Origin of the sequence: Cnuella takakiae, from assembly GCF_001953305.1 — a bacterium.
GTDB classification, from domain to species: domain Bacteria; phylum Bacteroidota; class Bacteroidia; order Chitinophagales; family Chitinophagaceae; genus Flavisolibacter; species Flavisolibacter takakiae.
Window position 1 is genome coordinate 752,736 of record NZ_MTFE01000010.1, and the last position, 17,646, is coordinate 770,381.

Sequence of the window (17,646 nt, forward strand, 5' to 3'; positions counted from 1 at the left end):
TACACAAAAATAACGTGTTTTAAAGACACATTATTGATTGTTTTTCAAGCATTTAAACAACAAAGCTTGCTTTATGGACGAGAGAAGATTGTTCCGAGCACTTGTTCTGCCTGCAATTGGATTGCTGCTTTCCTTACAAGTTTTCGCCCAAACCCGTACCATCACGGGTCGTGTAACCGACGCCACCGGTAAAGGTGTTGCCGGTGTTACTGTTTCGGTAAACGGCACTTCGGCTGCCACCACCGACGAGAATGGCGCCTATACCATATCGGCCGCCAATGGTGCCTCCCTGGTATTTTCATCTGTAGGTTTTGAGCGCCGTGAACTCACGGTTGGCGAACAAACCAATGTTTCTGTTACCCTCCAGACCGCAACTGCCAACCTCGGCGAGGTGGTAGTGGTGGGTTATGGTACCCAGCGCCGCCGTGACCTGACGGGTTCCATCACCACGGTTACTTCCAAAGATTTCCAGAAAGGCGTGATTCCCACTCCCGAGCAACTGATTGCCGGTAAGGTGGCCGGTGTGCAAATCACCAGCAATGGGGGTGCTCCCGGTGCAGGTTCTACCATCCGCATCCGCGGCGGTGCTTCCCTGAACGCCTCCAACGATCCGCTGATCGTGGTAGACGGTGTGCCCCTCACCGCAGGTGGCATCAACGGCGCTGCCAACCCACTGGCGCTGATCAACCCCAACGACATTGAAAGCATGAACGTACTGAAGGACGCTTCGGCCACTGCCATTTATGGTAGCCGCGCTTCCAACGGTGTGATCATCATTACTACTAAAAAAGGTACTTCGGGTAAGCCCCAGGTATCGTTCAACACCCAGCTGTCGGCTTCCGAAAACACCCGCCGTGTGGAAGTGCTGAACGCCGACCAGTTTCGTGAACTGGTAAATGCCCGTGGCAATGCCGACCAGAAGGCCCTGCTGGGTACCGCCAACACCAACTGGCAGGACCAGATTTACCGCACCGCATTCTCACAGGACAATAACCTGAGCGTTCGTGGTTCGCTGGGCCGTATGCCTTACCGTGCTTCGGTAGGCTTTCTCAACCAGGACGGTGTGCTGAAAACCGGCAACATGAAGCGTACCTCCGGTTCGCTGAGCCTGAGCCCCAGGTTTTTTGACGAACACCTGCGTGTGGACATCAACCTGAAGGGTGCTGTTACCAACAACCAGTTTGCCGACCAGGCTGCCATTGGCAACGCCGTGACCTTTGACCCTACCCAGCCTGTTACCAATGGTGGCAAGCGTTATGGTGGTTACTTTGAGTGGCTGCTGCCCGGAAGCGGTTTGCCCAACCTCAATGCACCCCGCAACCCCGTGGGCCTGCTGAACCAGCGCGATGATAAGAGCACGGTACAGCGTAGCATCGGTAATGCCCAGTTCGACTATAAGTTTCACTTCCTGCCCGAGCTGCGTGCCAACGTAAACCTGGGTTATGATATTTCGGAAGGCCGCGGTACCGTATTCGTACCCGACAGCGCTGCTGCGCAGTACAACCGCAAGGGTCAGAATACCGAGTACAAGCGTGGTTATGTAAATACCCTGTTTGAAGCCTACCTGAACTATGTAAAGGACCTGAAGAACATCGATAGCCGAATTGATGTAATGGCGGGTTATTCTTACCAGGACTTCCTGACCAAGTATTACAACTACGCCGACTTCAATGCCCGTGGTGAAAAAATCCCCGGCTCGGATCCCATCTTTGCTACCGACGAGCCCCGCTACACCCTGCTGTCTTACTATGGTCGTTTGAACTATGGTTATAAAGGCCGCTACCTGTTGACTGCAACCGTTCGCCGTGATGGGTCTTCCCGTTTTGCCGAAGCCAACCGCTGGGGTGTGTTCCCTTCGCTGGCCCTGGCCTGGAACGTAAAGGATGAAGCTTTCCTCCGTAATGTAGCTGCCCTGAGCAACCTGAAATTCCGGGTGTCTTATGGTGTTACCGGCCAGCAGGAAGGCATCAACTACTACGATTACATTTCATATTACAACCTGAGCGGCAACACTGCCCGTTACCAGCTGGGTAATACCTTTTATAATATGTACCGCCCCGGTGGCTACTATGCTAACCGCAAGTGGGAAGAAACCACTACCTGGAACGCCGGACTGGATTACGGCTTCCTGGGCAATCGCATCAGCGGTACCCTGGATGTGTACTACCGCGAAACCAACGACCTGTTGAACGAGATCAGCCAGTCGGCCGGTACCAACTTCTCCAACCGCATTGTTGCCAACGTGGGCAGCATGATCAACAAGGGTATTGAGTTTACCCTGAATACCACCCCCGTACGCACCAAGGAGTGGAGCTGGGACCTGAACTACAACATCACGCTCAACAAAAACGAGATCTCGCAGCTGACCATGGCGCCCAGCCCCAGCTATGTAGGTAACGAGTATGGCGGTGTGGCCGGTGGTACCGGTAATACCATCCAGATCAACTCGGTGAACTATCCCCGTGGTGCGTTTTACACCTACCAGCAGGTATACAACGAAGCCGGCAAGCCCATCGAGAATCTCTTTGTTGACCGCAACAAAGACGGTGTGATCAACAACAGCGACCGCTACCAGTACAAGCAGGCCGATCCCCAGGTGTTTATGGGCTTGAGCTCCAATGTGGGCTACCGCAAGTGGAACGCAGGCTTTATTGCCCGCGCCAACTTTGGCAACTATGTATATAATAATTTATACAGCAACCTGGGCCGGTTCAGCACCGTGGGTGGACTGCCCAATATCCTGAACAACGCTTCGGTGAATATTCTGGAATCTGGTTTTACCGGCGGCAATGTAAACCAGCTGCTGAGCGACTATTATATCCAGAACGCTTCCTTCCTGCGGATGGACAATATCAACCTGGGTTACAATGTGGGTAAGGTGCTGCGTACCGCCAACCTGCGCCTGAGCGCTACGGTGATGAACGCATTTGTGATCACCAAGTACAAAGGGCTGGATCCTGAGATCAGCGGTGGTATCGACAACAATTTCTACCCCCGTCCCCGCACTTATGTACTGGGTGTAAACCTCGACTTCTAACTATTAACTGATTGTGATTATATGAAACATACGTTTTTCAAAATAGCTATGGTGAGTGCGGTGTTGGCTTCGGCCTTCACCTCCTGCACCAAGGATCTGGACCGCCTGCCCAAAAACGAGATCACTTCGGAGCAGGTTTATGCCAACACCGCCGGATACAAGCAGGCTTTTGCCAAAGTATATGGCGCTTTTGCCCTCACCGGCAACCAGGGGCCTGCCGGCAACGGTGATATCCAGGGTATCGATGAAGGTTTCTCCGACTTCCTGCGCCTGTACTGGAAAGCGCAGGAGCTGCCTACCGAAGAAGCTGTAATTGGCTGGGGTGATGCAGGCCTGCCCGATTTTCACAACATGAACTGGGGTGCCAACAACCCCTTCCTGCAGGGCTTGTACTACCGTTGTTTTTACCAGATCACGCTGGCAAATGATTTCATCCGCCAGTCGTCGGATGCCAACCTGAGCAGCCGTGGCATTTCGGGTGCCGATGCCGACGAGATCCGCAGGTATCGCAACGAAGCCCGCTTCCTGCGTGCCTACCAGTACTCGGTGCTGATGGACCTGTTTGGCAATGTGCCTTTTGTTACCGAGGCTGACGCCTTGGGTAGCGTACTGCCTAAGCAGGCAACCCGTGCCGAGCTGTTTACCTACGTGGAAACAGAACTGAAAGAGCTGGAAACCCTGCTGGCGGATCCTAAAACAAACGAATACGGCCGTGCCGATAAGGCTGCCGCATGGGCACTGCTGGCTCGCAACTACCTCAACGCCGAGGTGTTTACCGGTACCCAGCGCAATACCGACGCCGTTACCTATTCCAAAAAGGTGATTGATGCCGGTTTTACACTGGAGCCCAACTACCGCAACCTTATGCTGGCTGATAACCAGTTGAACCGCAATGAGTTTATCCTCACCATCAACTACGATGGCCTGAGCACCCAAAGCTATGGTGGTACCACCTTCCTGGTGCATGCTGCCGTGGTGGATAATATGGATGCCAAGAACGATTTCGGTATTCCCAGTGGTGGCTGGTTTGGCCTGCGCACCACCAAGAGCCTGGTGAACCTCTTTCCTGATGCCGATGGCAATGCCGACAAACGTGCCCAGTTCCAGAAGAACACTTTGGAAATCAATGATATCAGCAAATCATCGGAAGGTTATGGCGTGCGTAAGTTCCGCAACGTTACCCGCACCGGCGCCATTGCACCCAGCATCGATGCAGGCGGCACTTTTGTAAGCGTGGATTTCCCCATCTTCCGTTTGGCCGAGCAGCACCTGATTTATGCCGAAGCTACCCTGCGTGGCGGCACCGGCGGCAACCAGGCCACTGCCCTTCAGTACATCAATGCCCTGCGCACCCGTGCAGGCGCTCCAACCGTAAGCACCATCAACACGGACTTTATTCTGGATGAGCGTGCCCGCGAACTGTACTGGGAAGGCTTCCGCCGTACCGACCTGATCCGTTACAACCGCTTCACCGAAGGTAGCTACCTATGGCCCTTTAAAGGGGGCGTAAAAGAAGGCCGTGGCGTGGAAAGCTTCCGCAAGCTCTATCCCATTCCCACATCCGATCTTACAGCCAACCCCAACCTGAAGCAGAACACCGGTTATTAATTCCTGATTGCTTAAAAAATGCAGAACATGAAATCCTTATTTTCCAAAATACTGATCCTCGCCGCCGCCAGCGTGCTGCTGTGGTCGTGCGAGAAAGATGAAACAAGGGCAGTGCTGAAAAGCGGTGCGGCGCCCACGCTGGCTGCCAACCGCACTACACCACTGGTGCTGGCGCAGGCCAATGCCTCACAGCCTGCGCTGGAGTTTACCTGGGGTGCCGTTGACTATGGTTATAGCGACGCTATCCAGTACGTGCTCCAGATCGCCCGTTCCGGTACCAATTTCGCAGGCGCTTCTACAACCGAAGTGGGTGTAACCAAAAGTGCCCTGAAAAAAGGCTTTACCGTAGCTGAGCTGAATGTCGAGCTGAACAAGATCGTGGCTTCCGGAGTAGCTTCCGATGTGGATGTGCGTTTGAAGGCCGATGCTTCCGGCATCGTGTCCAACACACTGAAGCTGAACATTACGCCTTACCGCGTACTGGTGCAGTATGGCTTTCCTGCTGCTATCAACCTGGCAGGTAATTTCCAGGGCTGGGCGCCTGCAACGGGTCCCCAGATTGTATCACTGGCCAACGATGGCAACTACGCAGGTTTTGTTGACTTCAGCACCGGTACACCTGCCCCCGAATTCAAGTTTGTAAAGGGCAACGACTGGAGCGCTGGTGATTTTGGTAGTGCCGGTGCCGGCCTGCTCACCAATGGCGGCAACAACCTGCAGCTGCCTGCTCCTGGTATCTACCTGATCCGAGCCAACACCACGGCCCGCACCTGGACCAGCGACCGCATCAACGGTTGGGGGATCATCGGTTCGGCAACGGCTGGTGGCTGGAACTCGGACCAGGACCTGACCTGGAACGCAGCTTCCAAAACCTACACCATCACCACCAACCTGAACGCCGGCGAACTGAAGTTTCGTGCCAACGACGATTGGGTAGTGAACCTGGGTGATAACAAAAACCCTGGCGTAGACGGCAAGCCCGAACTGGGTGGCGACAATATCGCCATTGCCGCTGCCGGCAACTATACCATCACCCTCGACATCATGATTGGTGGCAACTGGGTGTACGTAATTAAGAAGAACTAATTTTCATTGGCAATCAATCGTAAGTCGCCGCCCCTTTTCAGGGGCGGCTTTCGTTTGATGAGTGATGAGTGATGAATAATGAGTGGTACACATGATAGTACTGAAATATTTTTAGGGTAATGAATTGGTGCTGTACCAGTTGGTACCTACTCATCACTCATCATTCATCACTCATTCCTTGCCTCACCTTTATCTTGCACCCATGAAAGGACTCCTGTGCTGGGCGGCCCTGCTCTTTGCCGCTGTTGGTTTTGCCCAAAAAAATACGAACCCCGTTTATGTAGACCCTTCCGGCGTGCTGCGCTGGACCGGAACAAAAAAAGAAGCCGCCTTTTTTGGCGTTAACTACACCGTTCCCTTTGCCTATGGATATCGCTCGCACAAAGCTTTGGGTGTTGATCCCGAAAAAGCCATTGATGCCGATGTGGCGCATATGTCCCGCCTGGGCTTTGATGCATTCCGGGTACATGTGTGGGATACCGAGATCACGGATAGCGCCGGCAACCTGTTGCAAAACGAACACCTCCGCCTTTTTGATTACCTGCTGATGCGGCTGAAAGAGCGGGGCATCAAGATCCTGATCACGCCACTGGCATTCTGGGGCAACGGCTACCCCGAGCCGGACCAGAACACCGGTTCTTTTTCCAGCAAATACAACAAACGCCAGGTGCTGGTAACGCCACAGGCCATTGCTGCCCAGGAAACTTACTTGAAACAGTTCTTCCGCCACGTAAACTCCTATACCAAAACCACCTATGGCAACGACCCCGATGTGATTGCCATGGAAATCAATAACGAACCCCACCACAGCGGACCCAAGCCCGCGGTGACGGATTATATCAACCGGATGGCTGCCGCCGTACGTAGCACCGGATGGACCAAGCCTGTTTTTTACAATATCTCCGAATCGCCGGCTTATGCCGATGCCGTTGCCGCTGCTAAAGTGGATGGGCACAGTTTCCAGTGGTATCCAACAGGGCTGGTGGCCAACCATACCCTGCAAGGCAACTTCCTGCCCAATGTGGACCGTTACCATATTCCCTTTATCGATACCATTCCTGCCTTCCGCAACCGTGCCTGCATGGTGTACGAGTTTGATGCCGGCGATGTGATTGGCAGCTATATGTACCCTGCTATGGCCCGGTCATTCCGCACGGCAGGTTTCCAGTGGGCTACCCAGTTTGCCTACGACCCGCTGTATACCGCACATGCCAATACGGAGTACCAAACGCATTACCTCAACCTGGCCTATACACCCGGAAAAGCCATTGGGCTGATGATTGCCGGCAAGGCTTTTCACCTGCTTCCCCGTGGTAAGAGCTATGGTACCTATCCCGCAGATTCTGTTTTTGGTGGTTTCCGGGTTTCCTACAGCCAGGACCTGAGCGAGTGGAATACCGATACCGCATTTTTTTATACCAACAATACCGCCTCCCAACCCGTTCAGCCTGCTGCCCTGAAGCATATTGCCGGTGTAGGCGCTTCACCGGTGGTGCGGTACGATGGTACAGGCGCCTATTTCCTGGATAAAGTGGGGGAGGGGCGCTGGCGTATAGAAATCCTGCCCGACGTGTTGCAGGTGGCCGATCCCTTTGGCAAAGCTGCACCTGCACGCACGGTACGCAGGCTGCTGGCAAATAGCCGTAGCCTGCAACTGCTGCTGCCGGGCGTTGGTACCCAAGGCAGGCTGTTTGGAGCAGATGGCAGCGAAGTGCCTGCACAGGGCGGTGCTGCCTGGCATGTAAAGCCTGGTGTGTACTACTTGGGCGGTGAAGTTGGTGTTGTGGGTGCGCAAAAACTGGAATACCCGGTGTTGCCCCTGGGTGCCGATTCGGTATTGTTGCTGCACCAGTCGCTACAAAGGGCAGGTGCAAAAGGCTTTAAGCTACACCTGGAAGCCGCGGGTACAGACAGCCTTTGGGCCGAACTGAACCACAGCACTGCCGGTTGGCGTACTGTGTCTGCAAGGAAATCAGGCGGTTTTGGATTTGAAATTGCGTTTCCTGCCGAGTTGCAGGTGGCTGGCGTGTTGCGCTACCGCATCATGGCCCGGGATGGCAGGGGGCAGGTGCATGTTTTTCCCGGCGATGCCAAAGGTGATCCTTTCCGTTGGGACGCACCTGCATCGGAAAGCTGGCAAACGGCTTTGTTACCTGCTGCCAGCCAGTGGGTGCTTTTTGATGCGGGCGCCGAAACCCAGCCAAGCATTTTTACCACCAACTGGCAAAAGCATAAAGTGGGTACCGAAGTGCGGGAGCAATATCCTTACCTATGGCAAAGCCTGGCCAGCACGGCACCGGAAAAGGGGCCATACCTGGGTTGGCAGATGGAAACAGGCGATGCTTTCGGCAGCGCTTACACCCATATGCTGGTAAATGCAACCGGTACACCCGGAACAAAACTGAACCTTGCCCTGGTAACCCGGCAGGGACTTGCTCATACTTATACCCTCAGCCTGGGGACTGATGCCCATTATAAAATTCCTCTAGCAGCATTCAAAGCAGGTTCCAGGTTGCTGTTGCCCCGCCCTTATCCCGGCTTCCAGCCTTTACGCTTTACGGCACAGCCTGGTTTGGAACTCAACACTACTCAGTTCGACTTCCTACAGGTATGGCTGGAAGGCAGTACTTCTGCCAATCCTGGTGCGCTGCTTTTGCAAACTATAATTTTAGAGTAATGAGATCTAACCCCGGTAACTAACCGGGGTTTTGATTTTTTTAAAACAATCAGCTAAAGGCATGTCAAGCTCCTTATTTCGCTTATTGTTGATAAATTCCTGAAATAGACTCCAAACCTTGCAGCAGTAAGGATGTTGTACTTGTCTGAAATGAAGGCTTCAGGTTGAATAAGGATAAAACTTTATTAAATTTTTTTGTTTTCTCTGAATCCATGTATTTTGTACACGATTTAAAAACGGTTGAGCTAAATCGTTATTAGATCAACTAACGTAAACCTCTGCAATATGAACTTCAAACGATTGCTCGCAGCCGTAGGGCTGTTTGTGCTTACCCTTGTGTATGCACTCCCCGCAAACGCCCAAACCCGCACGGTAACCGGAAGGATTACTGATAGCCGCGGTCAGGGTATTGCCGGTGTATCAGTAGTGGCTAAAGGTACCGCAGTAGGTACCCAAACGGATGCCAATGGCAATTACAGCCTGTCAGTTCCCGAAAATGCAAAATCTCTTTCCATCACTGCCGTAGGTTACGGCGAACAGGACCTGCCAATCTCCGGCAGCGCTGTAAACGTAACCCTGGAAACTGCCGCAGCCAACCTCAACGAGGTAGTGGTAGTGGGTTATGGCACCCAGCGTCGTAAAGACGTTACCGGTTCCATTGCCACGGTTACTTCCAAGGATTTCAATAAGGGTGTGCAAGTGTCGCCCGACCAGTTGATCCAGGGTAAGGTAGCCGGTGTGCAGATCCTCAACAACAGCGGCCAGCCCGGTGCTGCCGTTAGTGTTCGTATCCGTGGCGCCTCTTCGGTACGTACCGGCAACCAGCCCCTCTTTGTAGTAGATGGTGTGCCCCTTTCAGGTAACTCGGCCCGCCCCGGCTTTGATGCTCCCGGCGGCCTGGGTGGAACCCCCGAAGGCAACCCCCTCAACTTTATCAACCCCAACGACATCGCCAGCATCGACGTACTGAAGGATGCCTCCGCGGCTGCCATCTATGGTTCGCGTGCTGCCAACGGTGTGGTGCTCATCACCACCAAGCGTGGCCAGAGCGGTGCGCCCAAAATTGATTTTAGTGTGTCGGCTGGTGTAAGCAATATGCTTCGCCAAATCGATGTACTGGATGGCAACGAATACCGTGCTGCCCTGCAGACTTATGGTATTTCCAATGCCAACAACTATGGAGCTAATGTAGACGCCATGGATGAAATCACCCGCTCTGCTGGTGTACAGAACTACAACGTAGCCGTTGGTGGTGGCAACGAAAGCGGCCGCTACCGCCTGTCGCTGGGTTACCTCGATCAAAAAGGTATCGTAATTGGTTCAGGCCTCAAGCGCATGGTGAGCAATTTCAATGGTGGCTTCAAATTCCTGGAAAGCAAGCGCCTGGGTTTGGACTTCAACATTATTGCCTCGCAGCAGCGCGAAGACCTGGCGCCGGTAACTTCCAGCGCTGGTTTTGAAGGCAGCTTGATTGGCCAGGCCCTCCAGTGGAACCCCACCCGCCCTTTGCGTAAGGCCGATGGTTCGCTCAACCTGAACTATACGGCTACCGATGGTTTCCCTGCCACAGCCTATAACCCGCTGGCTACTTCCGAGTTTTACAGCGACAAGGCCAAAGTGACTTCCATCCTGGCTTCGGTAACGCCTTATTTCAAGATCACCAACGACCTGGAATACCGCATGATCCTGGGTCTGAACTATGGTACCGGTATCCGCCGCTCGCAGGTTTCCAACCAGTCGGAAGTAAATGCCGTTCGCACCAATGGTGGCCAGGCATACTACTCCAACAACGAAACCATGAGCAGCCAGCTCACCCACACGCTGAATTATACAAAGGAGATCAGCGATAAGCTGAACCTGACTGCCCTGGTAGGTTACGAGTTCCAGCGTTTTGATGCCCAGGGTGTAAACCTCAATGGTATTGGTTTTACTTCCAACGCCCGTCCTTACACCAATGTGTTCCAGGGCTCTTCGCGTACCCAGCGCAACTTTGGATCTTTTGCCGATCCTACCGTTGAACTGCAGTCTTATTTTGCCCGTGCCAACGTAAACATCAACGACCGCTTTATCCTTACCGGTACTTTCCGTGCCGATGGATCGAACAAGTTTGGTGGTAATAATAAATACGGCTACTTCCCTGCCTTTGCCGGCGCCTGGAATATTGGCAATGAAGATTTTGTAAAAGGTTCCTTCTTCAACAACCTGAAGCTGCGTGCCGGCTGGGGCCGTACGGGCAACCAGGAGTTCCCTGCAGGTGCTGCCCTCGACGTGTTTGAATACACCGGCGAAGGTAATGGCGCTATCCGCCAGGCCAACGTAGGCAACCCCGACCTGAAATGGGAAACCACTACCACTACCAACGTGGCTGTTGACTTTGGTATCCTCCGCAACCGCCTCAGCGGTAGCCTGGAATACTTCTTCCGCCGCACCGACGACCTGCTGTTCAACTTTGAAGCCATTCCGCCGGCGCCTGCCGCCCGCTACTGGTCTAACCTGCCCTTTGGTTATGTACAGAACTCGGGAATAGAATTTTCCCTGAACGGTTCTGTAGTGAACAAAAGCGATTTCAATGTTGACCTGGGTGTAAACGTAAGCTTCCTGCAGAACCGCCTGAAGGACTTTGCCAACGCCACCGGTGGCAACCGCCTCCTGATCCAAACCGGTGCCATCAGCGGCCAGGGTTTGACCGGTGCTTTTGCACAGCAGTTCCTCAACGACCGTCCCCTGTACTCGTACAGCCTGGCCCACTACCTGGGTCTGGACCGCGACGGCAATGCGCAGTTTGAAGGTGGCGATGCCAACGATCCTGCCAACCGCCGTTATGCCGGCAGCCCCAACCCTACCACCCTGCTGGGCTTCACTGCCAACGTTGGTTACAAGAAGTTTTCTTTTACCGCCAACATGAACGGTGCACTGGGTCACTACATTTATAACAACACCACGCAGGCAGCCCTGGCCATTGGTAATATCGGTGGCAACCGTAACGTTGCAAATTCCGTATATAATCCTGCGCAGCTGGAAAACCGCGCCAACTCGCAGCCTGTGTCTGACCGCTACCTCGAGAAAGGCGACTACTTTAAAATGGCCAATGCCACACTGGGCTACAATGTGGGTAATATTGGTAAACTTTTCCGTGGCGTAAATGTTTTCGTAACAGGCCAGAACCTTTTTGTGATCACCAACTACAGTGGTTTCGACCCCGAAGTGAACAGCCCCCGTCCCATCAACGACGTGCCTTCCTTTGGTATCGAGTACACGCCGTATCCTTCGGCCCGTACATTCACTATTGGTGCTAACTTTTCTTTGTAAACAAAAAACGATTGTTGATATGAAACCTATTATAAAAACAATGGTAGTTGGTGCCGTGCTCGCCGGTATGGCAAGTTGTACCAAGCTTGACCCAAAGATCAACGCAACCATTCCTGAAGAAGACTTCCGCCGCAATGCCGATATTCCCGGTTTGTTGCGCGGTGCCTATAACTCTTTCCGCGGACCTTTCCAGGACCAGACCGGTGTGTTCTCCCTGCAGGACATGACCTCGGACGACGCCATCGGGCCAACACGTGGCGGCGACTGGGACGATAACGGTGTATGGCGTGTGCTGCACACCCACAACTGGACAGCCTCCAACCAGCGTATTGTAGACAACTTCAACAACCTGTTGCAGATTGTTTTCAACGCTACCAACGTGCTCGACTTTAACCCCAGCGCCAGCGTAGCCGCCGAAGCCCGTATGCTGCGTGCCTATGCCATGTTCTATGTGCTGGACCTGTACGACCAGGTGCCAGTGCGCGAGCCAGGCGAGAACCTGCTGCTGCCCGCACAGGTGCTGCAGGGTACTGCTGCCCTCGACCGCATCATCGCCGACCTGCAGGCGGCCCTGCCCAACCTGCCCGAAGCGCCGGTGTACCGCGCCAATAAGGCTGCAGCCCGTGCCCTGCTGATGAAGTGCTACCTCAACCGTGGCGTATATGCCAACCGCCAGCAGCCCACTTTTGCTGCTGCCGATATGGACCAAGTAATTGCGTTGGGCAATGAGATTATCAATAGCGGGCGTTTCCAGCTGGATGATAATTTCTTCACGCAGTTTACGCCTGAGAACTCCGAAACTTCGAAGGAAATCATCTTCGCCAACCAGAATACGGAAACTGATGCTGGTAACGTGCGTTTCCACTATTTCGCATCTACCCACTACAACCAGAACCCCAGTGGCTGGAACGGCTTTACCACTTTGGCTACTTTCTACGACAAGTTTGAAGCTACCGACCAGCGTCGCGGTATTGCCTTCCCGCGCTTTACCGACAGCACGGGTATGCGTGTTGGCCTGCTGGTGGGCCAGCAGTTTGGCAAAGGTGGCGTGCCCCTGAAAGATCGTGCCGGCAACCCGCTGGTGTTTACCCGGGAAATTACCCCCATTGTTACCGGCAACGTAGAGCTGCCTGGTATCCGGGTGGTGAAATACGTTCCCGACATGAAGCCCGACTACTCGGCGCCTAAAGATGTGGCCAGCAACGACTATGTGCTGCTGCGCTACGCCGACGTGATGCTGATGGTAGCCGAAGCCCAGCTGCGTAAAGGAAATGCCGGTGCTGCCCTTGCCATCGTTAACCAGATCAGGGCCAAGCGGGGTGCTTCGCAGCTGGCTGCGGTAACCACCGACAACCTGCTCGATGAGCGTGGCCGCGAACTGTACTGGGAAAGCTGGCGCAGGAACGACCTGGTGCGCTTTGGTAAATTCCTGGACCCCTACGGACCTACCAAGCCCAACAAGTCGGATGTGAAATACCTGGTATTCCCCATCCCTGGTAATGCCTTGGCGGTTAACCCCAACCTGAAGCAAAACCCTGGATACGCGCAATAACTCTCTTGTCTATTTATTTTAAGAAAAAAGGTCATTGTGAAATGGCCTTTTTTCTTATCCCTTATCATAGCTTTCCGGTGCGTATGAAAAACTATTTGTGGCTTCTGTGTTTGCTGCTGGCTTGTGGGAAAAAACCGGAGCTTCCTGCCAACGGGTTGTTCCAGTTGCAGGAAAACAGTGGTATCAATTTTACCAACAAGGTGGAACACGATGCCAAATTCAATGTGTTCAGCTACCGCAACTTCTACAACGGCGGTGGTGTGGCCATCGGCGATATCAATAACGATGGCCTCGCTGATGTGTTCTTTACCGCCAACAGGAGCGATAACAAACTGTACCTGAACAAGGGCAACTGGAAGTTTGAAGATATCACCACTAAGGCAGGATTCAAGGCCAGCGGTAAATGGGGCACCGGCGTGGTGATGGTGGACATCAACAGCGATGGATGGCTCGACATTTACGTGTGCAATGCCGGTTACCAGAAAGGTATTTCCAACGAAAACGAACTGTACATCAACAACCGCAACGGCACGTTTACTGAAGAAGCCGCCAAATGGGGCCTCGCCGAAAGCGGCTATACTACCCATGCCGCCTTTTTTGATTACGACCTCGACGGGGACCTGGACTGTTATATTCTCAAGAACTCATTTCTGCCGGTAAATACCCTCAACTACGCCAACAAACGCGAGTTGCGTGCCGAAAACTGGCCCGTGCCCGATGTGGTGAAAGGTGGTGGCGACAAGCTGCTGCGCAACGACGGCGGCCATTTCACCGATGTAAGCGAAGCCGCCAATATCTATGGCAGCCTCATTGGCTTTGGCCTGGGGGTAACCGTTGGTGATGTGAACGGCGACCAGTATCCCGATATCTATATTTCCAACGACTTCTTTGAACGCGACTACCTCTACATCAACAAAAAGGACGGCACCTTTTCGGAAGAACTGGAGCAGTGGACACAGCACATTTCGCACTCCTCGATGGGTGCGGATATTGCCGATATCAACAACGACGGGCACCCCGATATTTTTACCACCGATATGCTGCCCGGCGACGACCTGCGCCTGCGCACCACCACCTCTTTTGAAAACTGGGATGTCAACCAGCTGAAGGTGCGTTCGGGCTTCTACAACCAGTTTCAGCAAAATACCCTGCAGGTAAACAATGGCGGGGGCAAGTTTCTGGAAACGGCATTTTACAGTGGGGTGGCTGCCACCGACTGGAGCTGGGGCGGCCTCATCTTCGATGCCGACAACGACGGCCTTTCCGACCTTTTTGTGTGCAATGGCATTTACCACGACGTTACCGACCAGGATTTCATCGACTTTTTTGCCAACGAAGTGATCCAGAACATGGTACTCACGGGTAAGAAAGACGAAGTGGACGGCGTGATCGGCAAGATGCCTTCGAGGCCCATTCCCAACCAGATGTTCCGCAACCGGGGCAACCTGCGCTTCAGCGATGAAACCACGGCCTGGGGCCTCGCAACCCCTTCCTTCAGCAATGGTGCCGCCTATGGCGACCTCGACAACGACGGCGACCTGGACCTGGTGGTGAACAATGTGAACATGCCTTCCTTTGTGTACCGCAACCAGAGCCGCGAGCAGCTCAAGGATCATTATATCGGCATCCGCCTGCAGGGGGCTGCGCCCAACAGCTTTGCCATCGGCAGCACCATCAGGGTGTACAGCGGCGGCGTGATGCAAACCCGTGAGCTGGTACCCAGCCGGGGCTTCCAGTCATCAATTGATTATAAGCAGTTGGTAGGCTTAGGCAAAAATGCGGTTGTGGATTCGGTGGTGGTTACCTGGCCCGACCGCTCGGTGAGCGTGGTGCAAAAGCCTGCGGTTGATACGGTGCTCCTGCTGGCGCAAAAGGATGCAAAGTCGCGTGGGGCTATCATTGCCAAACCTGCCGTACAGCCACTGTTTGATTCGCTGGAGTCGGGTTTCGACAAGCATGTCGAGGACAGTTATGTAGATTTTTATTACGAACGCAATATTCCAGTCCTGCTCAGCCGCGAAGGGCCCAAGGCCGCCGCTGCCGACGTCAATGGTGATGGGCTGGAAGATGTGTATATCAGCGGTGCTGCCGGCCAGTCGGGACAACTGTACCTGCAAAATGCGGGTGGTGGTTTTGTAAAAAGACCCAACCCTGAGTTTGAACGCTTTGCACCACTTGAAGATGTAAGTGCGCTATTTTTTGATGCCGACAAGGACGGCGATGCCGACCTTTTTGTAGGCGCCTGCATGAGCCAGAAAGCCGACTTCGTGGGTGCCGGCCAAAACAGGTTGTTTAAAAATGACGGCAAGGGCAATTTCACGCTGGCGCAAAATGCGCTCCCCGGCGCCACCATGAACACCACCGCAGCCGTAGCTATGGATGCCGATGGGGACGGTGATACCGACCTGTTTATTGGCGGCCGCAATATGCCGGAGGATTATGGCATCGATCCTGCCAGCGCATTGTTTATCAACAATGGGCAGGGCAACTTTACCAACCTGCTGCGCGGCCCTGCTGCACAGATGGGTATGATCACGGGTGCTGCCGGTATCCGCCTGGCTAAAAACAGCGCCCCGGCACTGGTGGTGGCCGGCGAATGGATGGCGCCCCGCATCCTGCAATGGCAGGGCGGTACCCTCAAGGCTTTGCGCACCTCACTCGATACCTTGCAGGGATGGTGGCAGGCCCTCGAAACTGCCGACCTCGACGGCGACGGCGACGACGACCTGGTGCTGGGCAATATCGGCGAGAACTTCTACCTGCGTCCGGGCAAGACCAGTCCTGTAAAGCTGTGGGTCAATGATTTTGATGGCAATGGTGTAACCGATAAGCTCCTGTCGCGCACCGTGGCGGGCAGGGATATGCCGGTCTTCCTGAAGCGCGAGATCACCGAGCAGATCGTAAGCCTGCGCAAGGAAAACCTTAAACATGAAGCCTTTGCTGCCCGCTCCGTACAGGACCTGTTCAGCGGAAAGCAGGTGGAAGCCAGCAAAGTCAAAACTTTTGATTATCCCTCGACGGTAATTGCCTGGAATGAAGGCGGCGGCAAGTTCCGCATCGAGAAACTACCCTTGCCGGTACAGTTGTCATCGGTACATGCCATCCTTGCCCGCGACATCAACGGCGATGGTGCTACCGACCTGATGCTGGGCGGCAACCTCTTTGGCCTGCTGCCCCAGTTTGGCAGGCTCGATGCTTCCTTTGGCCATGTGCTGATCAATACCGGTAATGGCAGGTTCCGCTACCTCCAGCCCCACGAATCGGGCGTGGAGCTGCGCGGCCAGGTGCGCGATATCTTGGCGGTACAGGGTAAGGGCAGGATGCAGTACCTGTTTTTGCAAAACGACGAAAAGCCGGTATTGTTTCGTCCCCGGCTGCAAGCCGTAGCAAAGCGTAAGTGATGTTGTTGCAGAAAACCTTAATCGATTGATCGTGTTCACCTCAATATTTTCTCGCCACAAAGACACAAAGGCACTAAGCAGCACAAAGGTTTTCTTCGTGCTTCCTTTCTGTCTTTGTGTCTTAGTGGCCCAAATCCTCGCAGGTTGCACCACCAAAAAGCAACCGGCCCTGTTCACCGTTCGCGACCACAACCAGACGGGGCTTCACTTTACCAATACCCTCAAGGCCACACCCGAGTTCAACATGTTCAAATACATGTATTTCTACAACGGGGCGGGCGTGGGTGCCGGCGATTTCAACGGCGATGGCAAAACCGACCTGTTCTTTTCGGCCAACCAGGGTCAGAACAAACTCTACCTGAACAAGGGTGCACTTAAGTTTGAAGACGTGACCCAAGCTGCGGGCATCCCCCAGGACGGCGGCTGGAGTACCGGTGTATCGGTAGTGGATATCAATGCCGACGGGCTGCTGGATATCTACGTGTGCCGGGTAGGCAATTTCGAAACCCTCAAAGGCAAGAACCAACTCCTGATCAACAAGGGCCTGCGCAATGGCATACCTCATTTTCAAGATGAAGCCGCAGCTTACGGCCTTGATTTTTCCGGCTTCAGCACCCAGGCAGCTTTTTTTGATTACGACCTGGATGGCGACCTCGACTGCTACCTCCTCAACCACTCGGTGCACCAGAACGGCACTTTTGCGGAGCGCAAAGTGTTTATGGGCACCACCCACCCGCTGACGGGCGACCGGATTTATGAGAACAGGAGCCCCTCCCCGGCCCTCCCCGGTGGGGAGGGAGAAGGAAAGACCCTGCGAAACAAATCAAGTCAATCCCTCAATAGCGGAGGCTCCAACTCCCTCCCCACCGGGGAGGGCCGGGGAGGGGCTGCTTTTGTCGATGTTACCCCCTCCACCGGCATCAACTCCTCTGCCATTGGTTACGGCTTTGGCATTGCCATCGGCGATATCAACCTT

General features: G+C 54.0%; 8 protein-coding genes. All 8 read left to right on the top strand.

Annotation, left to right across the window (positions count from 1 at the left end; genetic code table 11):
* The first annotated feature begins 73 nt into the window (after window positions 1–73).
* The gene (locus tag BUE76_RS03600; RefSeq protein ID WP_073047034.1) at window positions 74–3,037 is read left to right on the top strand and encodes a SusC/RagA family TonB-linked outer membrane protein; all 2,964 of its coding nucleotides are present in this window, start codon (window positions 74–76) and stop codon (window positions 3,035–3,037) included.
* A gap of 21 nt (window positions 3,038–3,058) precedes the next feature.
* The gene (locus tag BUE76_RS03605; RefSeq protein ID WP_073046938.1) at window positions 3,059–4,645 is read left to right on the top strand and encodes a RagB/SusD family nutrient uptake outer membrane protein; all 1,587 of its coding nucleotides are present in this window, start codon (window positions 3,059–3,061) and stop codon (window positions 4,643–4,645) included.
* 27 nt (window positions 4,646–4,672) lie between these two features.
* Window positions 4,673–5,731, top strand: coding sequence for a SusE domain-containing protein (locus BUE76_RS03610; protein ID WP_073046935.1), 1,059 nt, complete (start codon window positions 4,673–4,675; stop codon window positions 5,729–5,731).
* A gap of 202 nt (window positions 5,732–5,933) precedes the next feature.
* Window positions 5,934–8,408, top strand: a complete 2,475-nt coding sequence (locus tag BUE76_RS03615) for a cellulase family glycosylhydrolase (protein WP_073046931.1) — start codon at window positions 5,934–5,936, stop codon at window positions 8,406–8,408.
* 285 nt (window positions 8,409–8,693) lie between these two features.
* Window positions 8,694–11,717, top strand: coding sequence for a SusC/RagA family TonB-linked outer membrane protein (locus tag BUE76_RS03620; protein ID WP_073046929.1), 3,024 nt, complete (start codon window positions 8,694–8,696; stop codon window positions 11,715–11,717).
* Window positions 11,718–11,736: 19 nt separating this feature from the next.
* The gene (locus tag BUE76_RS03625) at window positions 11,737–13,269 is read left to right on the top strand and encodes a RagB/SusD family nutrient uptake outer membrane protein (protein ID WP_073046926.1); all 1,533 of its coding nucleotides are present in this window, start codon (window positions 11,737–11,739) and stop codon (window positions 13,267–13,269) included.
* 83 nt (window positions 13,270–13,352) lie between these two features.
* Window positions 13,353–16,670 (top strand): VCBS repeat-containing protein, encoded by a 3,318-nt coding sequence (locus BUE76_RS03630; protein WP_073047032.1) that lies wholly within the window; start codon window positions 13,353–13,355, stop codon window positions 16,668–16,670.
* Between the two features lie 124 nt (window positions 16,671–16,794).
* On the top strand, window positions 16,795–17,646 hold an 852-nt coding region (locus BUE76_RS23915; RefSeq protein WP_254049519.1), incomplete at its 3' end, for an FG-GAP repeat domain-containing protein.